The 24082-nt window shown below is 72.9% G+C and carries 18 protein-coding genes and 1 riboswitch; of the genes, 9 read left to right on the top strand and 9 right to left on the bottom strand.

What is annotated here, in order from left to right; all coding sequences use genetic code 11:
- A partial coding sequence (locus ETD96_RS14700; protein WP_138636901.1) for an LCP family protein occupies positions 1 to 1338 on the top strand: 1338 nt, incomplete at its 5' end.
- A gap of 6 nt (positions 1339 to 1344) precedes the next feature.
- On the opposite strand, the gene ETD96_RS14695 is transcribed toward ETD96_RS14700, so the two are convergent.
- Positions 1345 to 1965: a prepilin peptidase gene (locus ETD96_RS14695; protein ID WP_138636900.1), complete on the bottom strand. Its 621-nt coding sequence runs from the start codon at positions 1963 to 1965 to the stop codon at positions 1345 to 1347.
- Between the two features lie 321 nt (positions 1966 to 2286).
- Between ETD96_RS14695 and ETD96_RS14690 the strand changes: the two genes are divergently transcribed.
- From ETD96_RS14690 to ETD96_RS14665, 6 genes are read left to right on the top strand one after another with little or no spacing between them, the layout of a single operon-like run.
- Entirely contained in the window at positions 2287 to 2763 is a 477-nt protein-coding gene (locus tag ETD96_RS14690; RefSeq protein ID WP_138636899.1) for a DUF4282 domain-containing protein, read from the top strand.
- 12 nt (positions 2764 to 2775) lie between these two features.
- Positions 2776 to 5136 carry a protein kinase domain-containing protein gene (locus tag ETD96_RS14685; protein ID WP_138636898.1) on the top strand — a complete coding sequence of 787 codons (2361 nt, stop codon included), beginning with the start codon at positions 2776 to 2778 and terminating at the stop codon, positions 5134 to 5136.
- On the top strand, positions 5133 to 6266 hold the full coding sequence (locus tag ETD96_RS14680; RefSeq protein ID WP_138636897.1) for a response regulator receiver protein: 1134 nt from the start codon (positions 5133 to 5135) through the stop codon (positions 6264 to 6266). The genes ETD96_RS14685 and ETD96_RS14680 overlap by 4 nt, the downstream gene beginning before the upstream one ends.
- 41 nt (positions 6267 to 6307) lie before the next feature.
- The gene (locus ETD96_RS14675; protein ID WP_138636896.1) at positions 6308 to 8215 is read left to right on the top strand and encodes an AAA family ATPase; all 1908 of its coding nucleotides are present in this window, start codon (positions 6308 to 6310) and stop codon (positions 8213 to 8215) included.
- Positions 8212 to 8961, top strand: a complete 750-nt coding sequence (locus ETD96_RS14670) for a 4Fe-4S single cluster domain-containing protein (protein ID WP_138636895.1) — start codon at positions 8212 to 8214, stop codon at positions 8959 to 8961. Before ETD96_RS14675 ends, ETD96_RS14670 begins: the two co-directional genes overlap by 4 nt.
- Positions 8949 to 10262 carry an FHA domain-containing protein gene (locus ETD96_RS14665; RefSeq protein WP_138636894.1) on the top strand — a complete coding sequence of 438 codons (1314 nt, stop codon included), beginning with the start codon at positions 8949 to 8951 and terminating at the stop codon, positions 10260 to 10262. Before ETD96_RS14670 ends, ETD96_RS14665 begins: the two co-directional genes overlap by 13 nt.
- Before the next feature lie 79 nt (positions 10263 to 10341).
- Here ETD96_RS14665 and typA read toward each other — a convergent pair whose 3' ends face one another.
- Positions 10342 to 12195, bottom strand: coding sequence for a translational GTPase TypA (typA, locus tag ETD96_RS14660; protein ID WP_138636893.1), 1854 nt, complete (start codon positions 12193 to 12195; stop codon positions 10342 to 10344).
- A 192-nt stretch (positions 12196 to 12387) separates the two neighbouring features.
- Positions 12388 to 12532, top strand: a riboswitch (cyclic di-AMP (ydaO/yuaA leader).
- Between the two features lie 7 nt (positions 12533 to 12539).
- On the opposite strand from typA, the gene ETD96_RS14655 reads away from it, so the two are divergent.
- Positions 12540 to 13553 carry a C40 family peptidase gene (locus ETD96_RS14655; RefSeq protein ID WP_138636892.1) on the top strand — a complete coding sequence of 338 codons (1014 nt, stop codon included), beginning with the start codon at positions 12540 to 12542 and terminating at the stop codon, positions 13551 to 13553.
- 630 nt (positions 13554 to 14183) lie between these two features.
- Here ETD96_RS14655 and ETD96_RS14650 read toward each other — a convergent pair.
- The 7 genes from ETD96_RS14650 to ETD96_RS14620 form a co-directional block, all read right to left on the bottom strand.
- Positions 14184 to 14570 (bottom strand): (deoxy)nucleoside triphosphate pyrophosphohydrolase, encoded by a 387-nt coding sequence (locus ETD96_RS14650; protein WP_138636902.1) that lies wholly within the window; start codon positions 14568 to 14570, stop codon positions 14184 to 14186.
- 5 nt (positions 14571 to 14575) lie between these two features.
- Positions 14576 to 15337 carry a Mut7-C RNAse domain-containing protein gene (locus ETD96_RS14645; RefSeq protein WP_138636891.1) on the bottom strand — a complete coding sequence of 254 codons (762 nt, stop codon included), beginning with the start codon at positions 15335 to 15337 and terminating at the stop codon, positions 14576 to 14578.
- A gap of 56 nt (positions 15338 to 15393) precedes the next feature.
- Entirely contained in the window at positions 15394 to 16458 is a 1065-nt protein-coding gene (locus ETD96_RS14640) for a C40 family peptidase (protein WP_138636890.1), read from the bottom strand.
- Complete coding sequence (locus tag ETD96_RS14635; RefSeq protein ID WP_138636889.1) at positions 16455 to 17093, bottom strand: conjugal transfer protein; 639 nt, start codon at positions 17091 to 17093, stop codon at positions 16455 to 16457. Before ETD96_RS14635 ends, ETD96_RS14640 begins: the two co-directional genes overlap by 4 nt.
- Positions 17093 to 19489, bottom strand: coding sequence for a type IV secretion system protein (locus ETD96_RS14630; RefSeq protein ID WP_138636888.1), 2397 nt, complete (start codon positions 19487 to 19489; stop codon positions 17093 to 17095). The genes ETD96_RS14635 and ETD96_RS14630 overlap by 1 nt, the downstream gene beginning before the upstream one ends.
- Positions 19486 to 21975 carry an ATP-binding protein gene (locus ETD96_RS14625; RefSeq protein ID WP_138636887.1) on the bottom strand — a complete coding sequence of 830 codons (2490 nt, stop codon included), beginning with the start codon at positions 21973 to 21975 and terminating at the stop codon, positions 19486 to 19488. The genes ETD96_RS14630 and ETD96_RS14625 overlap by 4 nt, the downstream gene beginning before the upstream one ends.
- 223 nt (positions 21976 to 22198) lie before the next feature.
- On the bottom strand, positions 22199 to 23401 hold the full coding sequence (locus tag ETD96_RS14620; protein ID WP_138636886.1) for a MinD/ParA family ATP-binding protein: 1203 nt from the start codon (positions 23399 to 23401) through the stop codon (positions 22199 to 22201).
- 454 nt (positions 23402 to 23855) lie between these two features.
- Between ETD96_RS14620 and ETD96_RS14615 the strand changes: the two genes are divergently transcribed.
- A partial coding sequence (locus tag ETD96_RS14615) for an LCP family glycopolymer transferase (RefSeq protein ID WP_171069030.1) occupies positions 23856 to 24082 on the top strand: 227 nt, incomplete at its 3' end.

The following is a 24082-nucleotide window of genomic DNA, read 5'->3' as shown; positions in this document are numbered from 1 at the left end:
GTTTTGCGGTGGACGGCGGTGGGGGTCTTGGCCGTCGTGCTGCTCGGTGGTGGTGGGGCGGCGTGGCTCTATCACGACATCGTCGGCGGCATCGATCAGAAGCATGTCGGCGGGCGCCTCGGGCCGGACCGTCCGAAGAAGCTCAACAAGTCGCTCAACATCCTGCTGCTCGGGTCCGACACGCGGGCCGGTGACAACTCCGAGTACGCGGACGGCGTGACCGGGGCGCGGTCGGACACCACGATCCTGCTGCACCTGTCGCCCAACCGCGACCAGGCGGTCGGCATCAGCTTCCCCCGCGACTCGATGGTGAAGATGCCCAAGTGCGAGAAGGAGGGCGGCGGCACCGTCCCGGCGCAGTTCGGCATGCTGAACTCCGCGTTCGCGTTCGGTGGGCCGACCTGCACGTGGAAGACGCTGGAGGGCCTCACCGGCATCCACATCGACCACTTCGTCCAGATCGACTTCTCCGGGTTCAAGCGCATGGTGGACGCGCTCGGCGGCGTCGAGATCTGCGTCGACCGGCCCGTCAACGACCCGCGGGCCCAGCTGTACCTGAAGGCCGGCAAGCAGACGGTGAAGGGCACCCAGGCGCTCGGCTACGTGCGGGCCCGCTACTCGCTCGGCGACGGCTCCGACCTGGAGCGCATCCAGCGGCAGCAGAAGTTCATGGCCGCCGTCGTCGACAAGGCCACCAGCGGCTCGATGCTCACCGACCCGGCCAAGACCTACAAGTTCCTCAAGGCCGCGACCAAGTCGATGACGACCGACGACGACCTGAACCTGGCGACTATGAAGAAGATCGCGGACGGCTTGAAGGGGATGGACGCCGGGCAGGTGCGGTTCGTGACCGTGCCCGTCGAGCGCTACGCCCCGGACCCCAATCGCGTGCAGTGGAACCGGGAGCGGGCTCAGGCGCTGTTCGAGGCGGTCCGCCGCGACGACGACCTGCCTGCGGAGCCGCCCGCGCCCGCTCCCGCCCAGCAAGCCCTGCCTGCGCCCGGGCAGGTGAACGTCACCGTCGTGGCCGCGGGCGCCCCGAAGAAGGCGGTCGACAACGCGGTGCGCCAGCTCCGGGAGCGCGGTTTCAAGGTCGCCAAGACGGTCGGGAAGGCGGCCCCCGCCGCGGAGACCCGGCTCGTCTACGCCCCGTCCGCCGAGGCGCAGGCGTCCGTGCTCGCGCGTGCGCTCCCCGACGCGGTCCTCACCGCCGACGGCGGCGCGCCCGCTGGCGGTGTCCGTCTCGTCCTCGGCAAGGCGGGTGGCCGGTTCACCCCGCCCGCCATCAACAAGATCGGAGGAGGGGTCAAGGCCGGCCGGAAGAACCCCTGCGCGTGACCGGGTTCATCCGGTGGCCGCCAGCACCGCCACGAGGGTCCCGGCGAGCATCGCCGGGCCGAACGGGAACTCGCCCTTCCGCGTCCGGCGGACGATCAGCACGCCGACGGCGATGACGCCGCCGATCAGGTACATCACCAGCAGGCCGGTGATCCAGGCGCGCCCGCCGAACCATCCGAGGCAGAGCCCGAGCACGCCCGACAGCTTGACGTCCCCGAGCCCGATGCCGGACGGGACGGCGAGCGCCTGCAGGGCGAACAGCGCGAAGAGCGCCGCCATGCCGATGAGCGCGTGCGTGAAGTGCCGCAGGCCGTCGTCGGTGAACGGGACGGCGACGGCCAGCAGCGCCGCTGCGATGCCGTAGGACGGGAGGGTGAAGCGGTCCGGCAGCCGCTTCTCCCTGATGTCGATGAACGCCAGCAGCGCGCCGACCGCCGCGAGGTAGAGCAGCGCGCCGAGGACGGGCTCCGCTCCGATCCGCCATCCGATGGCTCCGAAGACGCAGGCGGTGGCGGCACCGAGCGCCGTCCGCCGCGTCCAGTCGACGGGGCCGGTGAACGGCACCGCCATGGGGGCCAAGAGGACGCCGGCGGCGAGGCCGACCAGGAGCAACACCAACGCGACCATCGCACCTCGCCCATTCCGGCGCTCATCGGGAGCCTCGGGCACGATAACGCGCCCGGAGCGTCCCCGCCCTGTCGGCCCGGGATAGAGGCGAGCACCGCTTCGTGCTCGGCCAGGGGCCGCCCGAGGTGGTGCTGAACTCCCGGTTTCGCCGTTTACCGGTCTTAGCGCTCCCGCTCGCGACGTGGTCATCCTGCGGCGGGCGCGGCGGCGGTGTCCGGGAGAGGCGCGGCACGCCCGGTGAGGCGTGCCTTCCGTCCCGGGCGGGCGGCCGCGTCAGGCTCTAGAGTCTGTCTGTAGGCCCCACACTGGAGACGACGGCGAATGACGAATCCTTCGGACCCCGGTCACCCACCGCGCTCGCAGGCCCCCGGCCCGCCGGGGGGACCGTACGGTCCACCGCCCGGTCCGCAGCAGCCGGCGCCCGTCCCCGGCCCGCGCCAGCCGGCGCCCGGCGTCCCCGGCGCGGCCCAGCAGCCGTGGGCCCCGGCCGAATCCGGTGAGAAGGGCCTGCTGGGCGCGCTCCTGGACACCGATTTCAACGCCCTGGTGACCCCGAAGCTCGCCAAGACGTCCTATGTCCTGTCGTTGCTGCTGATCTCCCTGGAATGTCTCGGCATCCTCCTGTTCGGTCTCTGGGTGCTGGTCTCCACGGAGTTCTGGCTGGGCGGGCTCATCCTCATCGTCGCGACGCCGGTGCTCTGGCTGGTGCAGATGCTGCTCGTCCGCATCTTCATGGAGGCGGTGGTGGTGCGGTTCAAGCAGGCCGAGTATCTGCGGGTCATCAAGGACAAGAGCTAGACGGGACGGCTGGTGGGCGAGTTCGACGGGGCGGGTCCCGGCGGCGGGGCGCCGGGTGAGACGCGGCGGGACGCCGGGGCGACGCGGCGCGACGACGCGCGGGTGCCCGGGCCGCGGCCGCCGGGCGAGACGCGGCGGGACGGGGCGGCGGCCGGCGAGTCGCTGATGCGGCTGCCGGCGGTGCTCGGCGAGCGGTACGCGACGGTGGCGGAGCTGCCCGTGCAGGGCGCCGAGTCCGATCTGCTGCTCGTGCGGGACGGCGCCGGCGACGAGTACGTGGTGAAGATCTTCCGCCGGGGCTACCGCGCCGACCGGGACGTGTGGGCGAAGCTGCCCGCGCTGGACTCGCCGCACGTCCTGCGGATCCTGGAGACCGGGCACGCGGACGGGCGCGACTACGAGATCACCCCATATATCCCGGACGGCAACCTGCGGGCGTTGATGCAGGCGGGGCCGCTGCCCGGCGACGCCGCCGCCGATGTGGCGGCGCAGCTCGCGGCGGGCCTCACGGCGCTGCACCGGGCCGGGATCGTGCACCGTGACCTCAAGCCCGAGAACGTCCTTGTGCTGGGGGCCGAGCCGCTGCGGCTGGCGATCGCCGACTTCGGGCTGAGCAAGGTCCTCGACCAGAGCGTGGTGTTCGCGTCGTCGTCGCGGACACTGGCCTACGCGGCGCCCGAGTCGCTGTCGGGGCAGGTGTCGCCGGCCCGCGACTGGTGGTCGCTCGGCATGATCGTCAAGGAGGTCGCGACGGGGCGCGCGCCGTTCCAGGGGCTGAGCGAGACCGTGGTGGTCGACCATCTGGCCACGCGCCCGGTCAGCGCCGACGATGTCCCCGACCCGAGACTGCGTCTGCTGTGCCGCGGGCTGCTGACCCGGGATCCGCGCAAGAGGTGGACGGGCGCGCAGGTCCAGGAGTGGCTGGACGGGGCCTCGCCGCCGGTCGCCGAGGAGAGCGCGCAGACCGAACCGGGCGACGGCCTCCCCTTCAAGGGCCGCCGCTACACGCGCAGGGGCGAGCTGGCGCGCGCGCTCGTCGAGCACTGGGATTACGCCGCGCAGTACTTCTTCGGACGCGGCGAGTCGGGCGAGGCGTGGCGGAGCCTGCGCGAGTGGCTCGCGGACGCACCGGACGACAGCCGCATCGACCTGGTCGACGGCTACCTCATGACGCGGCTGCCGCCGGACGTGAAGCTGCTGCATCTGGTGCGGTGGCTGGATCCGGCGCTCCCCCCGCACTTCCTCGGCCGCCGGGTGACCGCCGACGACCTGCCGGGCCTCGCCGCGCTGGCCGGCGACCCCCGCCACCGCGACCACCGCACCGCCTGCCTCATCGGCCGGGCGCTGTGGGAGCACCGCCTGCTCCCGGTGTGCGCCGGCTTCGAGGGAGCGGCGGAGCTGGCGCGGGTCGACGACCAGTGGCGCGCCCATGTCGCGGCGTGGAACGACCTCGTCCGCTGGCTGCGCGAGCAGGAGGCCACACCGGCAGGGGCCGCGCGGCGGCTGCCGGACGCCGAGGCGGAGGAGCCGCCCGCCGTGCTGCTGACGCTGCTCGCCCTGGCGGCGCGTCCGGCGGAGGCGCACCGGCTGATCGCGGAGGGCGCGGCGCGGGCGCGCGCGGCGGTGACGGATCCGGCGCCGTGGTTCACCTGGATCGCGGACGGCGCGGGCGACGATCCGCTGCGCCTCCTCGCGGTGACGCGCGCCGCCCCCGAGGCCGTCGCGGAGAGCGAGTCCCGGACGCGCGACCGGTACACCGCCGAGCAGCGGAACGAGGCGCTCAAGGCGCAGTGGGCGGAGCGTGAACGTCAGCGTCTCGCAGGACGCAATGCAGCCACGGCCAAGGCCGTCCTTTGGACGCTGCCCGTATTGCTCTTCTGGCTGGCGGGCAGCTGGGTGATCGGTTCGCTCTCCGGTGGGGGCTCCGACGACGGCACCACGTCCGTCGGCCTGCACGGCTCGTCTTCCGGCATCTCCTTCGGCGCGCTGGCCGTCGTGTCGGTCCTCGCCTGGGCGGTGCAGTGCGGCAGCGAAGTGCTCCTGGCGCGCGCGCAGGGCGGCGACTACCTCCCCCACGGGCCGTGGGCGATGGTGTCGGGCGTCCTAGGGGCGAGCAGTCGCGGGCTCTCGAAGGCGTCCCAGACGATGTCGGGCGCCGCGCGGCAGACCGGGCGGCGCGGCTGCGGTCTGCTGCTGCTCGCGGCGACGGTGCCGCTGCTCCTCCTGCTGCTCCTGCTCGCGGCGCTGACGTCCGTCGCGAGCCTGCTGTGGCTCATGGTCCTCATCGCCGTCCCCGCCGCGCACGCCGTGGCGGCGGGGGTCCGGCTGCACCGCTGGCGGCAGGCACGCACCATCGCAGGAGGAGCTTCGTGAGCAGCGGGATCGACGCGGACATCGCGCTGGACGCGGCCGTCGTCCTCAGCCTCGGCATGAACCGGGTGCTCGGGCGCGGCGCCGGGCTGGCCGGGCGGGGCGCGGAGGCGCTCGCGGCGCTGGCCGCCGGGCGGGCCGAGGCGCGGGCGGCGGCGCTCGCCGAGGTCGAGTCGCAGGAGCGCGCGCTCCGCGAGGTCGTGGAGCGCAACGCGCGCATCGCCGCGCTCGCCGAGACCCGCGCGGAGCTCGGCGCGAAGGTGCCGCTGCCCGAGCAGCTGGTGCCGGACGAGCACCAGAGCACCGCGGAGCTGACCGCGTGGTGCGCGGCCACCGACCGGGCCCTGGACGAGGCCGAGCGGCACCTGTCTGAGCATCTGGCCGCGCAGGTCAGCACCCAGATCTTCGCGGCCCCCGCCGAGGGCCTGGTGACCGACGCCGCGCGGAGCGCACCGCCGCCGCCCGCCACCGGCGACGACGTCCGGCGGAACCTCGAACGGATCATGGCGCGACTGCTGCCGGACGCCGCGGACGCCGAGCGGCGGGCCGTGGCGGAGGCGGCGGCGCTGCTCGCCGGGGCCGGGACGGCCGAGGAGGCCGAGGGCGTCCTGCAGGAGGTCCGGCTCCGGATCCAGGCCGCCAACCGCCGCACGGAGGAGCTGCGGGCCGAGGAGCGGCGCCTGGCCGCCGAACGCGACGCCGCCGCGCAGGCCGAGGCGGAGCGCCGGTACGTCCTCGACTCGATCACCGCCGCGTTCGAGGACATGGGGTACGAGGTCCACGCCGGGTTCGAGACGCTGACCGCCGAGGACGGCACCGTGACGCTGACGAAGGGCGCCTGGCCCGACCACAGCGTCCGGATGCGGGTCGACGACGCGGCGCACGTCCGCGCGTCGATGGTGCGCGAGCGGCCCGCCGAGAGCGAGGACGACCGGCGGCTGGACGTCGAGCGCGAGGAGGAGTGGTGCGCGGCGTTCGAGGCGGCGCGGGCCCGGCTGGCGGACGCCGGGATCCGCTCCGAGGTGGCGTGGCGGCTGGAGCCCGGGGTGCGTGAGCTGCCGGTTTCGGCGCGGTCACGGCAGACTAGGGGGCGAGCCGGGCAACGCGAGCGCCACCGCGAGCGTCATACCTGAGATGTCCGGGGGCCTGGAACGGAGTGGGGGCGCACCAGAACATGAGCATTGATTCGCCGACTCTCGGCGGCCGACTGCAGGGCTGGCCGCCGTTCATCCGCGAGCTCGACGCGACCCTCTCCGTGCACTCCCAGTACGTCCTGTCGGGGAACCTGTACGACAGCTTCCTCACGCCGCCGGCGGAGGGCGGCGCGCCGACGGGGCTGCTCCCGCTGCGCGCCCTGCTGTGGGAGGCGCTGCGCTCCAGCGGCGCGTCCTTCATGGCCGTCTACGACCCGGTGGACGGGCTGCAGATCATCCCCGGCGACGGCGACGAGGACTCGATGCGCGCCGCCGAGCGGCTGCTCGGCAAGATCAAGGCGGACGACAAGCCGTCGCTGGAGGGGCTGACCCGGTACCTGGCGGCGGTGGCCCGGCCGAAGGAGGACGTCCGCGCCGCGTTCGTGATCGACTCGGCGTCCCGGATCGCCCGCACGCCCACCGACCTGGAGCCCGCCGAGCGCGACTTCTTCCGGTTCTGCGCGAAGCTGTCGCGCGGCGCGCGGCCGGTCCGGGTGTCGGGGCCGCGCCCGAAGCCGCTCTACAACCCGATCCTGTGGCTGGTGGAGCGGCCCGGCGACCTGCCGCCGTGGCTGACCGCCGACAACGAGAACATCCGCGAGATCACGATCCCGCGGCCGCACCTCGGCGACCGGCAGGAGACGGCGCGGCTGCTGGCCCGCGCGTTCGGGGTCACCGACATCGGGGCGGACGAGGCCGCGGCGGCGGCCTGCGACGCGTTCGCCGAGCAGGCCGACGGGCTGACCCTGCAGTCGATGATCGAGGTGACGCGGCTGGCGAAGGAGCGGGGCGTCGGCCTCACCGACCTGCCGGACGCGGTGCGCACCTACAAGCTCGGCGTGCTCGACAACCCGTGGAGCCGCGGCCATCTGCGCCGCCGGGTGCTGGAGGGCGAGAAGCGCGTCCCGGAGCGGGTGATCGGGCAGCCGCAGGCCGTCACCAAGACCCTCGACATACTGAAACGGGCGGTGCTGGGCCTGTCGGGGGCGCAGGCGACCCGGTCCGGCAGCCGGCCGCGCGGCGTGCTGTTCTTCGCCGGCCCGACCGGCACCGGCAAGACGGAGCTGGCGAAGTCGATCACCGAGCTGGTGTTCGGGGACGAGTCCGCCTACCTGCGCTTCGACATGAGCGAGTTCTCCGGCGAGGGGTCCGGCGACCGGCTGATCGGGTCGCCGCCCGGCTATGTCGGGCACGAGGCGGGCGGCGAGCTGACCAACGCCGTCCGCGAGGACCCGTTCCGGGTCATCCTGTTCGACGAGATCGAGAAGGCGCACCCGCGGATCCTGGACAAGTTCCTGCAGATCCTGGAGGACGGCCGGCTCACCGACGGCCGCGGCAACACCGTGCACTTCTCCGAGTCGATCCTGATCTTCACCTCGAACCTCGGGATGTACGTCCCGGGGCGGGACCTCACGACCCGGGACGCGTTCCCCCTCGCCTCGGCCGACCGTGTGCAGAACATCACACCCGGGATGTCGTACGACGAGGTCGAGCAGCGCATCAAGGGCGCGGTCGCCGACCATTTCACCGAGGTGCTCAACCGGCCGGAGCTGCTCAACCGGTTCGGCGACAACATCGTGGTGTTCGACTTCATCTCCGCCGAGGCCGCGCACAAGATCTTCGACCTGCAATTCGCGAACATCTGCCGCCGGGTCACCGAGGAGCACCGCCTCTCCTTGGCCGTTAAGGGCGAGGCTCTGACGACCCTCCGTGAATGGTGCACCGAGGAGCTGGACAAGGGCGGGCGCGGTATCGGCATGGCGCTGGAGTCGCATTTCGTCAACCCGCTGGCGCGCGCGCTGTTCGACCGGGAACTCGTGCCGGACGAGAAGGTCACCGTGACGGCGATCCGGCGCGAGGGAAGCATCGTCCACCTGGACCTCCAGTGACCGGGGACGGCGGCGCCGGCGCGGGTGGCGCCGGCGAGACGCTCCTGCTCGCCAAGGCGCACTATCCCGTGACCACACTCGGCCCCGGAATCCGCGCGGGCATCTGGACGCAGGGCTGCACGCTGCACTGTCACGGCTGCCTGTCGAGGGACACCTGGGACGCCGACCCGCGGCGCGCGGTGCCCGTCGAGACCGTTTTAGGATGGCTCGCGTCCCTGCCCGGACCGGTCGACGGCGTCACCATCTCCGGTGGTGAGCCGTTCCAGCAGCCGGCCGCGCTGGGGGCCCTGCTGCGCGGTATCCACGCGTGGCGGGACACCCTCGACCGTGAGACGATTGCATTGGACATATTGGTATACAGCGGATATGTCTACTCTCGGCTCTGCCGAGGCGGTGAGACGCGCGAGATCCTCGACATGTGCGACGCGGTGATCACCGGACCGTACGTCGATCGGCTCAATCCGGGGGGGCGACACTCCGGCGACGGCTCCCTACTCTGGAGGGGGTCGGCGAACCAGCGCGTCGTCCCGCTGTCTCCGCTCGGACGGCGGCGGTACGGGGCACTGGCCGACGTCGGGAACACTGGAGAAGGAACAGGGCCCCGAGTGCAGGTGTCCGTGGACGAAGGGCCGGAGGGAAGGCGGGTGTACTACATCGGGATCCCGCGAAGGGGTGACATGGAGCACCTGACGTCGAGGCTCGACCGCGCCGGGGTGCGCTCGGGGGATGTGTCATGGCGACCTTGAACTGTCCTGTCTGCGGTGAGCCGCACCAGCAGGGCGACCTGCTCTGCATGAACTGCGGGGCCAATCTGGCGCGCGGCGGAGGCGGCGCCCACCGGCAGGGGCCGGGCGGGTACGACGACCAGCAGCCGCAGGGCGGCCAGTACGGCGGCGGCCCGCAGCACGGCCAGCCGCAGTACGGCGCGCCGCAGCCGCACGATCCGTACGGGCAGCAGTCCCCGCAGCACCAGCCGGGCCCGCCGCCCGGGCAGCAGCCCGACCAGTGGGGCCCGCCGCAGCCGCCGCAGCCGGACCAGTGGGGTCCGCCGCCCGGGCAGCAGCAGTCGCCCGGCCAGTACGGGCAGCCGCAGCACGGCGCTCCGCAGCAGGGAGGCCCCCACCAGGGCGGCCCGCCGCACGGGGGCCAGGCTCCCGGGCAGCAGCCCGCGGACCCGTGGGGCATGCCCCAGCAGCCGCAGCAGCCGCAGGACCAGTGGGGCGCGCCGCAGCCGCCGTCCGACCAGTACCAGCAGCAGCGCGAGCCGCAGTACCAGCCCCCGCAGGACCAGTACGGCGCTCCGCAGGGCCAGTACGGCGCCCCGCAAGACCACCAATACGGCGCCCCCCAGCAAGACCAGTACGGTGCCCCGCAAGACCAGTACGGTGCCCCTCAGGACCAGTACGGCGGCGCACCGCAGCAGGACCAGTACGGCGCGCCGCAGCCGGCCGACCACCAGTTCGGCCCGCCGCCGCAGCCGCACGGGCAGCCGCCCCTAGGCGGCCCCCAGCATGGTGGGCCTCCGCACGGTGGTCCCCAGCACGGTGGTCCCCAGCACGGGGGCCAGCCGCCGCTGCCGCCGCACGGCCGCGAGGCGACGCTGCTGCCGCACGACCAGGGCCAGCGTCCCCCCGCCCCCGACAGCACGGCGTTCATGTGCCCGTACTGCGAGGCGGTGCTGAGCAACCCGGGCGCCGCGCAGTGCGACTCGTGCCTGCGGCCCCTGCCGAAGCAGGGCACGCCCGTCCTGCGGGTGCAGTTCCCCACGGGCGAGCTGAAGGTGTCCGTCGGCCAGCACCTCGTGCTCGGCCGGGACGCCGGGCAGTCGCCGGTGGCGGCCACGTTCACGCAGTACGACAACGTGTCGCGGCGCCACTCGACGGTCTGGCTCGACCCGTCCGGCACCGCCTGGGTGCGGGACGAGGGCTCCACCAACGGGACGTTCGTCAACGGCGAGCGGCTGCCCCGCGGCGTGGAGGCGCCCCTGCGCGACGGCGACCAGCTCCGCCTGGCCGCCGACGTCACCGGGACCGTCCAGCTGAAGTGAGCTGAGCACGAAGAAGGGCGGCCCCGCGGTTCTCGGAACCGCGGGGCCGCCCTCTTTCGCGCTACGGGCGCGGCCGGTCTCAGCCGGCGCGCTTGGTGCGGGCGCGCATGCGCTCGCGCTCCTTGGCGTCCAGCACGACCTTGCGGATGCGGACGTTCGCCGGCGTCACCTCGACGCACTCGTCCTCGCGGCAGAACTCCAGCGCCTCCTCCAGCGACAGGAGCCGGGGCGGGGTGAGCCGCTCCAGCTCGTCGCCGGTGGACGACCGCATGTTCGTGAGCTTCTTCTCCTTGGTGATGTTGACGTCCATGTCGTCGGCGCGGGAGTTCTCCCCGACGATCATGCCCTCGTACACCTCGGTGGTCGGCCCGACGAAGAACGTGCCGCGCTCCTGCAGGTTCGTGATCGCGTACGCGGTGGCGGCGCCGGCGCGGTCGGCGACCAGCGACCCCGACGGGCGGGTGCGCAGCTCCCCGAACCACGGCTCGTAGCCCTCGAACACGTGGTGCGCCATGCCGGTGCCGCGCGTCTCCGTCATGAACTCGGTACGGAACCCGATCAGGCCGCGGGCCGGGACGAGGAACTCCATCCGCACCCAGCCGGTGCCGTGGTTGGTCATCTGCTCCATGCGGCCCTTGCGGACCGCCATCAGCTGCGTGACCGCGCCGAGGTGCTCCTCGGGGATGTCGACCGTGAGCCGCTCGACCGGCTCGTGCCGCTTGCCGTCGATCTCGCGGGTGACGACCTGCGGCTTGCCGACGGTCAGCTCGTAGCCCTCGCGGCGCATGTTCTCGACGAGGATCGCGAGGGCCAGTTCGCCGCGGCCCTGCACCTCCCACGCGTCCGGCCGCTCGGTCGGCAGCACCTTGAGGGACACGTTGCCGACCAGCTCGCGGTCGAGCCGGTCCTTGACCATCCGCGCGGTGACCTTGGTGCCCTTCTCGCGGCCCGCCATCGGCCCGGTGTTGGTGCCGATCGTCATCGAGATCGCCGGCTCGTCCACCGTGATCAGCGGCAGCGGGCGCGGGTCGTCGGGGTCGGCGATGGTGTCGCCGATCATGATGTCCGGGATGCCGGCGATCGCGATGATGTCGCCCGGCCCGGCCTCGTCGGCGGGCTTGCGGGTGAGCGCGTCCGTCATCAGCAGCTCGGTGATCTTGACCCGCTCGATGCTGCCGTCGTGGCGGCACCAGGCGACCGGCTGGCCCTTCTTGATCGTCCCGGCGTGCATCCGGCACAGCGCGATCCGGCCGAGGTAGCTGGAGGCGTCCAGGTTCGTCACGTGCGCCTGGAGCGGGGCGTCCGGGTCGTAGGACGGCGCCGGGATCGTCTCGGTGATGACCTTGAACAGCGGCTCCAGGTCGTCGCTGCCGGGCATACTGCCGTCGGCGGGCTTGTCGAGCGAGGCGCGCCCCGCCCGGCCCGACGCGTACACGATCGGGAAGTCGATCTGGTCCTCGTCGGCGTCGAGGTCCATGAACAGCTCGTAGGTCTCGTCCACGACCTCGTCGATGCGGGCGTCGGGACGGTCGGTCTTGTTCACCACCAGGATCACCGGGAGCCGCGCGGCGAGGGCCTTGCGCAGCACGAACCGGGTCTGCGGGAGCGGGCCCTCGCTGGCGTCCACCAGCAGGACGACGCCGTCCACCATGGACAGCCCGCGCTCGACCTCGCCGCCGAAGTCGGCGTGGCCCGGGGTGTCGATGATGTTGATCGTCAGCCCGTTGTGCCTGACCGCGGTGTTCTTCGCGAGAATGGTGATGCCCTTCTCGCGCTCCAGGTCGTTGGAGTCCATGACCCGGTCGTCGACGTCCTGGTTCTCGCGGAAGGCCCCGGACTGCCAGAGCATGGCGTCGACCAGCGTCGTCTTTCCGTGGTCGACGTGGGCGACGATCGCGACGTTCCGGAGGTCGTCGCGCGTGGAGATGGGCATGCGGGTTACCTTGCGTGAGGTTTCAGGAGAGTCGCCGCAGAAACACGGCAGCACTCCATTCTACGCTCCGCGGCCCCTCCCGCATTCCCGAGCGGGCCGCACCGGGCCGCGCGCCCGCCCGATTGGCCAACTTTGCCGATCCTTTGTAATCTTCCCGAGATCCGGTCGTCCGGAGTCCCACCCCCCGGGGCTGCGACCGGAACGCCGAATCTCCCGCCCGGCGGGAGAACCGGGGACCCACACCCCCGGGGTGAATCGGCGCGCGACACGCGCGCCGTAGGGCGACTCCTGGCCCGAACCCGTCAGCTAACCCGGTAGGCGTGCGTGGAGAGGAGAGCACCGGCTTGGCACCGGACCCCCACCGGCGGCGGCGCGTCACGCCCACCGCCACCGCGGCAGCCCTGCTCCTGGTCGGCCTCGGCGCCACCGCGCCCGTCGCCGCGCACGCCGCACCGCTCGGGCTCGCCGCCGCGGCGACGCCGAGCCCGACTCCGACGACGGAGAAGGGCCTGCGCAAGAGCCTCGACGCGCTGAACGAAGAGGCCGAGATCCTCACCGAGAAGTACAACAAGACCCGCGTCGACCTGAAGGCCGCGCAGAAGGCCGAGCAGGCCGCCACCACGACCGCGCAGACCCTCCGGACCCAGGCCGCGCCCGCCCGCGAACGCCTCGGCCGGATGGCCGCCGCCAACTACATCGCCGGCTCCCCCGACGCGCTGTTCGGCGCCACCGGCTCCCCCGACGGGCTGTCCGACAGCGCCTACCTCGTGCAGAACCAGGCGCACGCCGTCCGGGCCCTGCAGAAGCAGATCGACCGGGCCGAGGCCGCCGAACGCGACGCGAAGGCCAAGACCGCCCAGGTCAAGAAGGCCTGGGCGGACGCCAAGAAGGCGCGCGCCGAGGCGAAGGCCAAGGTCACCGAGGTGATGAAGCGCCTCGACAAGCTGTCCACCACGAGCGCCAGCGACCCCCGCACCGGCCTCACCGCCACCATCAAGGGCTCCGACCTGCCCGCCAAGATGGCCCGCAAGGCCTACGGCAAGCTCGGCTCCCCCTACGTGTGGGCCGCCGCCGGACCGAGCAGCTTCGACTGCTCCGGCCTCGTCGTCTGGGCCTACGCCCAGGTCGGCAAGCCCGGCCTGCCGCACTACACCGGCGACCTCTACCAGCTCGGCACCAAGGTCCCCCGGTCCCAGTTGCGTTCCGGCGACCTGGTCTACTTCGGCGGCAACCTCCACCACATGGGCATCTACCTCAGCGGCGGCAAGTACCTGCACGCCCCGCGCACCGGCGATGTGGTGAAGATCTCCAAGCTGTCGGACCGCTCCGACTACGCGGGCGCCAACCGCATCTCCTGACCCCCCTCCGGGCCGCGAAACGCGGCCCCCTCGGTCGTCGGGGGCTTCCTGCGGCGCGGTAGGAAGCCCCCGGCGGGTTTTTGTTTTGCCCTTGGCGGTCGGGCCTTGGCGGCCCTCCCTTCGGCGGGCAAAACGGCGATCGCTGGCATCGCTCCGGCTCGCCTAGCGGCTCGCTTCGCGATCAGGTTCTCGCTTCGCTTGATCCTGGCTTCGCACGCGATCGCAACGTGGCGGTCGCCGCAGCTTGGGTTACGGACGTGTGCCTTGAGGTCAGCGCGTGGTGCTGATGTGGCTTCGGCGGGTCGTCCTGATCCTGCTCAGCTCGCTGCGCGATCTCGTTCTTGCCTCGCTCGGAACCTGGCTTCGCACCGCAACGTGGCGGTCACCACAGCCTTGGGTTACGGACGTGTGCCTCGAGGGTTCGCGGGTGGTGCGGCTGGGGCTGAGGTCGTTGAGACAGGCCCCTGGCCCGCTTCCGCTCGCCTTGCGGCTCGTGGCACTGGTGGCTTCTCGCTTCGCTTTGAACCCGGCTTCGCGGGCGATCATTGTGGTTCGCGGCGCGAGCGGCTTTTACTGGCAAGGCCCAGGCGAGCAACTTAGAGCGGCTGGGCGGGGCGGGCGGTGTGGGGGTTAGATCAGGTGGGCGTCTGCGATGGCGTCTATTACTGGACGGTCGCCTGGGAGCCAGTCGACGTCGTAGAGCTCGTGAGGGGTCAGCCAGCGGAGGGCCAGGTGTTCCAGGGGCTGGGGGGTGCCCTCGACGATCTCGGCGGTCCAGACGCGCAGGACGGCCTTGTCGCTGAGGCGCCAGTCGGTGCCGATGCGGCGGCCCAGGCGGACCTTGACCGCCAGTTCCTCCGCGCACTCGCGGACCAGGGCGTCCTCGTCGGACTCCCCCGGGTCGACCTTGCCGCCGGGCAGTTCCCAGCCGCCCGCCATGTGCGGCGGCTCGGCCCGCTGCGCGGTCAGCAGCCGGCCGTCCGCGATGATCGCCGCGCCCACCACCACGAGGTCGATCGCGATCAGCTCCTCTCCGTCGCGGCGGCCTCGACCTGTCGCGTCGATTCCCGGACGATCTCCTCCAGATGATCGCCGTGCGCGCCGCGCCAGTAGACCTGGCCGCAGTCCGCGCAGCGGCCGTAGACGTCGTAGCTGCGGCGCGTCCCCGCCTCCAGGCCGTCCTCGACCTCGGTCTTGTCGACCGGGACCAGCTCGCCGTTGCAGGCGGTGCACCGCGTCCACGGGTGCAGGACGGGCGCGAACCGGTCGAGGAGGTCGCGGAGCTGGTCGTCCGGGCGGGCGCCGCGGACGTAGGCGCCGAACCACAGCGCGCGGCGGCGCAGCAGGCCCCGGTCCTGGGTGAGCAGGACGCGGCGCTCGGCGTTGGCCTGGACGACCAGCGCCGGGTCGTCCATGTCGTTGTGGTAGGCGGTGTCGAGGCCGATGAGGCGCATCCGGCGCGCGAGCGTGCCGAGGTGCACGTCCAGCAGGAAGCGCGGCGCGTCCTGGCCCGGCTCCAGCGGGACGGGCTGGGGGCGCGGCACCGCCGCCACCCGCACCTCGTCGCCGGGCTCCGGACGGGCGGACGGCTCCGCCGGCGCGCCGTTGACGGTGATCGGCCCGGCCTCGGGCAGCGGCACGCCGAGCGACTCGACGAGGTGCCCCAGCGTGGACGTCCCATCGGAGGGCACCCGGGTCGCGGCCTGCCTGCGGGCGGCGGGCAGGAACATCAGCAGCTCGTCGGCGACGCGGATCGTTATCTCGGGCTCCACGCCGATCAGCATGCCACGCGAGCCCGGTGGTGTTCCTCGGATTATTGCTCGGCGAGGCGCGCCGCCGGTCAGCCGCCGGGCCGGGGGGCGGCCAGTTCGGCGACCTTCTTCTTGAAGTCGGGCCGCGCGAGCGGGCGGGTCACGCCGACCCAGTCCGACCGCTTGTAGGACTTCACGCCGATCGCGGGCACGCACGTCGAGCAGCTCGCCACGATCATCTTGCCCTTGCCGATGACCATCCCGACATGGCCGGGATTGTTCGCCGACGTCCCCGGGCCGGAGTCGAAGAACACCAGGTCGCCGGGCTGCTCCTTGCCCTTGGAGATCCGCACGCCGAACGGCCACTGCTCGAACGTGGTGCGCGGGATGTCCAGCCCGGCCTGCCGGTAGGCGGCCTGGAGGAGGCTGGAGCAGTCCCAGGCGTCCGGGCCGTTCGCGCCGAACACGTACGGCTTGCCGCGCTGCGCCATCGCGAACTCGATGATCTTCTGGACCAGCGCGCCGACGTTGGCGGGGAGCTCGTTGTCCTCGCAGTTGACGCCGTTCGCCTGGACGACCTTGAAGTCGCCGCCGACGTAGCGCTTCGCCCAGTCGAGGACGAGGTCCACGTAGTCGGACGAGTGGTTGTACTGGAAGATCGCGGTCCGCATCCGCTGCGGGGCGCCGTTGTGCTTGAGGTAGGCGGCCGCGGAGGGGATCGCGTCGGCCGGGTCGTAGCGGTCCTTGCGGCCGTCCTTGTTCCCGTCGACGCCGAACGCGTCGAACGTCGGCTTCAGGAACTGCATCGGCCCGCCGGCGCCCGCGTAGTTCTCCCCGCTGCTGACGCCGGGCAGCGTCGACCGGCCGTGGTCGGTCTCGACCTTGCCGATGCCCGCCAGGACGTTCCACGGGATGCCGTACTTCTTGCCGGCCTCCTGGTAGAGCTTCAGGTAGTTCGCCGGGACGGCCTTCGCGTCGTTCGCCGCGACGGGCTGCGCGTCCGCGCCGGCGACGTCCACGCAGTCACCGCCGCCGACCCCGCCGCCGAACATGAACTGGCTGGCGCCGAACAGGATCGGGACGAACACCAGCGCGACGAACAGGGTCGCGGCGACGCCGAGCGCGCCGGCGAGCAGCAACCGGCGTGGGCTCATCCGGTGTCACCCGCCTGACCGGTGCCGGCCGGCTGGAAGGAGTACACCTTCAGCGACCCGCCGTCCCGCGCGACCGTCACCGCGTACTGCCTGCTCTCGCTGCTCCGCTTGCCGCCCTTGGTGAGCTGCTGCCGGCCCGTCACGAGGAAGATGAGCGAGTTGTCCTCGATGTTGCGCACCTGGTCGATGGTCGCCGACCCCTGCGCGACGACCTGCTCGCGGCGGCGCTCCTCCAGGAGGCCTGGCGTGCCCGCGTCCCGGCCGAGGCGCTGCCGCAGGTCGTCGGTGGTCAGGCCGGCCAGGCGCCCCATGTAGGCGTCGGGGGTCTCGTCGTAGCGGTACGTCTCGTAGGCGGCGACGAAGCGCTGGGCCATGTCCGCCGCCGTGGCGAACTCCTGCCGGGAGAACGGCAGCAGCCGGTAGATGTCGAAGTCGCCCGGGTTCACGGCGTTCTGGATGCCGGGCGGCGGGGACTGCGGGCCGGGCGGACCGGCCGTGGGCGTCGCGCTCGGACGCGCCTCCGTCCGGTCGTCGCCGTGCTCGGGCGCCGCGACCGTCAGGTAGATGCCCACGGCGGCGAGCGCCACCACGAGCCCCGCGAAGAGAAGCTTGCGCCGGCGGTCGTTCAGGTTCATCACTCGTCCCGATCCGCCTCACCGGACGGACGGTCCACCGGGCGCAGCCAGAACGGGATCGGCGGGCCCTCCCCGGAGCCGCGCCGGCCGCCCCACAGCGGCGGCGGCTGCTGCCGCCCGCCCGGGCCCTGGGCCGGCGGCGCACCGTTCGACCCGCCGTCGCCGGCACCGGCGCCGCGCTGCCGCGGGATGTTCGCCGCGGGCGCACCGCCCCCGGAGCCGCCCGAACCGCCGGAACCGCCGCTGCCGCCGTTGCCGTTGGAACCGCCGCCGGAGCGGCCGCGTCCGGCGCCGGCGAACCAGCCGCCGCCCCCACCGGAACCGCTGCCGCCGCCCGAGCCGCCGTTACCGCCGCCACCGCTGACGCCGCCGCCGCTGCCGCCGCGTCCCGACCAGGAGGTCGGCCGGACCGTGCCCGTGCCGGGGCCCGTGCCGGACGACGGCTTCCCGCCGCCCGCCGCCGCGCCGGCGCCGGGCTTCGCGGCGGAGACGCCGCCCGAGTTCCCGCCGCCGTCCGCCGTGCGGTCGCCGAGCGCGCCCGCGCGGGTCGGCAGGTTCAGCGGCGGCGCGCCGCGCCGGGACCGTCCCTGCGAGGCCGCGATGGCCCCGCCCGCGCCGCGGGGCTTCGCCGCGAGCACCGGTGCCTCCTCCGGCGACGGCCCCTCGCCCGCGCCCGCACCCGTCCGCCGGTCGGCGACGGCGACCGCGGTGCCCGGCGCGGCATCGCCCTGCGCCCCGGCGGCGGCCTCGGACGTCGCCTCGCGCTTCGCCCACTTGCCCAGCCGGTACCCGGCCGCGCCCGGCACGACGGCGGCCGCGACGCCGGTGGTGCTGCGGCGCGCCTCCGTGACCGACTTGTTGAGCTGCGCCTCGCTCTTCTCCCGCGACCCGACGGCCGAGTACCCGACCGCCGAGAACAGGTGCTGGAACGGTTTGCGGTAGATGAACGCCGCGAACGTCACCAGCGCGATGAGCAGCACCTGCAGGCCCCACGGCAGCGTCTCGCCGAGGATCAGGCTGTACGCCCACAGCAGCAGCGACAGCACACCGATCAGCGCCGCCTGTTTCAGCAGCATCGACAGCAGGAGTTCCAGCCATCGGACGGCGATGACCCGTCCGATGCCCGGATGTATCCCGATCCCGAGGAAGATCGGCCCGGCGACGAGCAGCAGCAGGAACGCGATCTTCACGACGATCAGCGCGATCGCGATGACCATGATGAGGAGCCCGGCGACCAGTGCCGCGAACAGCCCTCCGAACGCGACCGCGAGCCGGTTCTGCCAGTTCTTGCCCTGGAACAGCGAGTAGGACTGCGGGTAGTTGTCCTTGATGTTCTTCGTGACGTCCTTGTAGGCGTCGGCCTTCTTGCCGAGGTCGACCTTGTTGCCGCCGTACGTCTCCGGCAGGTCGACGGCCTGCGACCACAGCAGCTTGTCGGCGTTCTCCTTGACGATCTTCGCGTTGGGGTCGGTGGTGCCGAACTCGCCCTGCAGCCACGGCTTGCAGACCAGCGCCACCCACAGCCCGTTGGCGTTGCGCGTCGTCGCGTCGAGGTTCTGGGAGGTCGCCGGATCGGGCTTGCCGTCCGGCCTCGGTATACAGGTCCCGCCCTTGGTGTCGCTCTGGGGCAGCGCCGCGTTGAAGGCGGCGCTGGTCGCCTCGGACGTCTTCGTCCCCAGCGTGGTGAAGTCCGCCGGACGCGCGATCAGCCAGACGAGCGCCACCATCGCGGCGACCATCCAGATCACGCCCTCGGTGACCTTGCTGGCCCGCTTGCGGACCAGCCCCCACCACGCGAGCCACATCGCGCCGAGGATGACCACCCACGACCAGTACCGCGCGTTGAACGTCTTGCCGATGTTGCTGATGACGCCGTCGACGGTGTCCTTCAGCCAGCCGAGCAGCGAGTCGGACGCCGCCGCCTGGTAGACGCTGATCGTCGTCCGGTCGACCGCCCGGACGATGGTGAACGTGGTGTTGGCGAGGGCGTTGCCCATCAGCGCCATGCCGTCGGAGCAGCCCATGTCGACCGCGTACCAGGTCTGGCCTGCCGTGCCGTACCGGTCGTAGTAGGTCAGCTGCTCGACCGGTGTCTTCTGGAGCTTGTCGTTCGGGTAGTCGGGCGGCTTGATCATGCCGTCCGTCCCCGACCCGTACTGCTCGGGGGGCGGGTTGTCCGCGGGACGGCACGCGTCGTTGGGCGACGGGAAGATCGGGTTGGCGCCCGCCATCGGGGACAGCCCGACCGTGAAGAGCGCCATCAGGAGCAGCACCACCGCGGAGCGGCGGGCGCGCGGACGGCGCCGGCGGCGGCCGGGGCGGTCGAGGACGGCGCGGTCGAGCCCTTCGCCGGGCGAACGCTGCAGGCGCGCCGTCCCGTGGCGGGGACTCCTCATCGGGTGACCTCCTCGGCCTCGGCCCCCGCGGCGGTGAGTTCGGACGTGCCCGGACGGGACCGGGTCGGGTTGGTGTCCAGCCAACGCTGCAGTTCCTCGGAGATCAGGTCGACGCCGATGCGCCCCGCTCGGCCGTCGAGGTCACGGAAGATGCATTCGCCGTTGCCGAGGTTGCGCAGCACGGCCTTGTGCTCGTCGGACGCCTCGACGCCGAGCAGCGACATGACGTTGCCGACCTCGACCCGTTCGGTGGAACGGAACGAGAACACCGACGACAGGCAGTTCGTCACCTGTTCGTTCAGCAGGTCCCCCGCGTTCTGGGAGACCAGGATCAGGGCGGTGTTCCGGGAGCGTCCCATGCGGGACACCTCCGGCACCAGCTTCGCGCCCTCGGGCGTCGAGGTGATCGCCCACGCCTCGTCCAGGAAGATCGCCTTCGGCAGCCGCCGGTCGAGGCCGTGCATGAGCCGCCGCGCGAACTGCGACACGAGGTACATCAGCGCCACCGACAGCCGCTGCTCGTAGGAGTAGTCCTCCCGCGAGATGGCGACGTCGGGCAGCGTCAGGCCGCCGAGCGTGAACACGGTCGTCCAGCCCTCGGTGTCGATGCGCTCCCCGCCGGACGGGTCGAAGCACAGCCGCGCGAGCCGCATCTCCGACATCGACCGGAGCACCGCGCCGAGGTTCTTGGACGCCGGGTCGGCCGCGGCCTCCAGATGGTCGACGACGCGCCCGAGCGACGGCCGCTCCGCGTTGGCGACCGCGCCGACCGCCTGGATCATCGCAGACTCGCGCTCCTCCGACATCCGCGGCAGCAGCAGCCGCAGCGTCTCGGTCGCCATCGTCTTCATCGTGGCGAGGTCGTCGCCGAACGAGAACGGGTCGAGCAGGCCGGGCGCCGCCGAGCCGAGCGGCAGGATGCGCGCCTTGCGCCCGCGCGCCTTCAGCAGTTCGACGAGCGACTCGGCGTCGCCCTTCGGGTCGATCGCCGCGATCGTCACGCCGCGCAGCGCCATCTGGTAGATCAGCAGCAGCGCCAGCGTCGTCTTGCCGCCGCCCGGCTCACCCGTGATCGCGACCGCGGTCGGCCGGTTGCGGGCCGCCGCGACGAGCGGGTCGAAGTGCACGATGGACCGGGCCCGGCCGAGCGTCTCGCCGATGTAGGGGCCGATCCAGCCCTCCTGCTCGTCGTCCGGCCGGTCGCCGAGGTCGACGGTCGCGACCGGCATGCCGCCCGCGATCGTCCGCAGCGGCTGCCGCTGCGCGTAGGCGTTCAGCCGGATCTGGTCGCCGGGCAGCGACTCCAGGAACAGCGAGAACTGGTCGCCGGTCGAGTTGACGACGTCGATGCCGATGTCGCGGTAGTGCTCGACGACCGCGTCCACCCGCTGGGCGAGCAGCTCCTCGGTCGGCGCGGACACGATCAGCCGGTGCCAGCCGTACACGAACGGCAGCCGCTCCTTGGTGATGCCGTGCTCCAGCATCCGGGCCGCGTCGATCTGCTCGGCGAGCGCGATCGGCGCCTCCGCGCCCGCCTCCCGGATGTGCTGGTCCATGTCGCGGGCGTGCGCGAGCTTGCGGGAGACGTCCTTGGACGCCTTCGCCGGCGGGATCAGCTTCATCCGCGCGCTGATCTCGACGGGGAACGGCAGCGAGTCGGAGTAGTGGAACCAGGGCTCGCCGTCCGGGAACGGCATCATGTCGGGGAACCGGGCGAACGACAGGTACGCGACATACGACGCGGCCGTCGCACCGCCGCCCGCCCCCGTGAAGTTCGGCTGCTCGATCCGCAGGTAGGAGCGCCCGTTGTGGATGGCGCCCTCGACCAGCGACTCGATCTCGCCCTTGCCCCACGTCCGGCGCGGGACGGCGGACGGCGGCGGATCCGCCAGCGACCCCGTGACCGCGTGCTGGAACAGCCACGCGACCTCCGTCGAGGTGGCGTGCCTGGCGTACAGGGCGGACCCGCCGAGTGCGCGCCCGACCCGTTCGGCCTGCTCCGTCCAGCGCGCGATCTCCTTCTTGTCGATCGCGTCGTCGTGCACGCCGAGGACGCTCTCGCTGCGCTTGTAGAACCCGAGCAGCTGCGCGAGGACGCCGCCGGACAGTTGCGCGCCCATCCCGCGCGGCCCGAGCCGCACCCCGAGGTAGACCTCCTTGGTCCAGAAGTCCTTCGCCCACACGTGCGCGTAGGTCTCCTCCAGGTACTCCCGCCATCCGGGGCCGCCGTCGGACGTCCGGTCCAGGGCGAGCGCCCACTCGGCCGCCGGGTACGTCCGGTGCGCGATCCGCAGGTGGATCTCGGCGTCCTGCATCCGGATGCCCGCGAGCGCGATCGTGATGTTCGTGGCGAGCGCCTCGCGCTCCTCCCCGGTGGTGAACTCGTACGACACCGTGGGGAGCCGGAAGTACGCCCAGGCGGCGCTGTCGGTGAACAGCACCCGGTCGTCGAAGTACCGGACGGCCAGCCGGCTGGACTTGCTCATGCCGTCCTCCCGCCCTCGGCCCCGACCGGTGCGCGCCGCTCGGCCGGACCGCCGCGCGCACGCCGTCCCGGACGAGGAGCACTCACTGATTCTCCCGGCGCCCGGGCGGCCGTGCAGGGCTGCCCGGGAGAGTGTTCACGGTCCGGACGGTCATGAACGTCAAGCCCGTCCGCCAGGGATGCCCGTTTCACTAGGGTCTCCGCTCGATGCCCGCGAGGGGCGCTCATCGGGTGGCCTCCTGCTCCTGCTGAAGCTCCTGGTAACGCTCGGGCATGACGGTGAAGCCGCCGGCGACGACACCGGCCAAGGCAAGGTAGGCACGCCGCGTCGGCGTCCGCAACGACTTCAGCTCGTTGCGCGGCGCGCGGTCCATGCTGAGGTGATCATCCCACGGGATGCGCACCAGGGCCCGGCACCTGCCGCGCGCCACGGCCTCGGCCTGCTCGACGTCGTCCATGCTGCGGCGGCTCACCCCGTTGATGACGGTCACGGCGCGGGACCGCAACTCCTCGTAGCCGTGGCCGTCCAGCCATTCGAACGTCATCGCGACGGCGCGCGGCGCGTCGGCGCTGGCTGGCGCCACCAGCACGATCTGGTCGGCGTACGGCAGGACCCGCGCGACCACGGCGGCGGCCGCGTCCAGCAGCGTCACCGAGTAGAACTTGTCGATCGTGCGGATCGCGAGCGCGTAGTCGCGGTCGTCGAGCGCCTGCAGCGGGTTCTTGCCCGCCGCGATCACGTCGAGCCCGGACTTGGCCTGCGAGGTGTACCGGCGCATCGCGGTGAGGCTGCCGACCTGGTCGGCGCGCGTGATGAGCCCGGTCAGCGTCTCGTTGGTGTCGCTGCGCGTCCGGCGGGCCAGCGCGCCCGGCCCGGGGTTCACGTCGATCGCGACGACGGGCTCCCCGTTGTGCTGCGCGAACGTGTGCCCGAGCATCAGCGCGGTGACGGTCTGCCCCGCGCCCCCGGTGCACCCGAGGACGACCACGTGCCGCGTCCCGTGGAACGGCTGCTGGAGCCGCTGCTGGTACTCGGCGTCGACCTCGCCGTGCCCGCCGCCGACGGCGTGGATGAGCCGCCGGAACCCGCCGGTGCTGACCTCGTGCTCCGGCCCCGGCGGCGTGATCGCCGGACCGGACGGCGGCGGCGCGGGCGGCGGCGGCAGCGGGCGCGGCCGCACGGGCGAGGCCGGCTGCGACCGCACCTCACGCGGCGGCGCCTGCTCCTCCACAGGCGGCGCGGGCGGCGGCACCTGCTGCGCCGCCGCAGGCTCGACAGGCTGTGCCGGGGTCTCGGCGGCCGGACGCTGCGGCCGGGACAGCCCCTCCGACCACGGCTTAGGCGGCTCCCGCCTCGGCGCGGGCGGCACCGCCCGGGGCGGCGCCCCGAACGCCCCGGGCACCATCGGCACATCGGGCCGAGTCACCGGCGGCGCCCAAGGCGGCGGAGGCACCGGCGCCCGCGGCCCGGCAACCTTCTTGTCCCCCGGCTCCCCACCGGACGCACCGCCCGCGGGAGCCGCCTCCTGGGCCCGCCGCCCGGACTCCACACCGGAACCGTCCGCAGGACCCGACGCCGACGCAGCCCCCGCAGCAGGACCGGCCACCGGAACACCAGTCGGACGGCCAGGCTGCGCGGGGCCGGACTGCCGCGTCCCCTCAGATGGCACCGTCCCCGACGCGGGAACGCCGGTCGGATCGGTGCTGCTCGACTGCCGCCCTCGCTCGGACGCCGCCGACTCTGACGTAGGCCCGCCCGTTGCAGCAGGGCCAGGTGCCGGAACACCAGTCGCGCGGATGGGACGCGTAGGGCTCTGCTGCCGCGTCGCCTCAGGCTGCGTCGGGCCCGGGGAAGCCCCGCTCACCGCACCGGCACCGGTCGTGGGAACACCGGTCGCGGGGGCGGAGCCCGGCCGCGTTACCTCGGACGGCGCTGTCTCCGGGACAGGGCCGCCTGATGCAGCACGACCCGCTGCCGGAACACCGGTCGCGGGCATCCACATCGACCACTTCGTCCAGATCGACTTCTCCGGGTTCAAGCGCATGGTGGACGCGCTCGGCGGCGTCGAGATCTGCGTCGACCGGCCCGTCAACGACCCGCGGGATAA

The organism is Actinomadura geliboluensis, assembly GCF_005889745.1.
Classification (GTDB): domain Bacteria; phylum Actinomycetota; class Actinomycetes; order Streptosporangiales; family Streptosporangiaceae; genus Spirillospora; species Spirillospora geliboluensis.
Note: the sequence above shows the minus strand (reverse complement) of the source record. Positions and strands in the feature narration are given on the sequence as shown.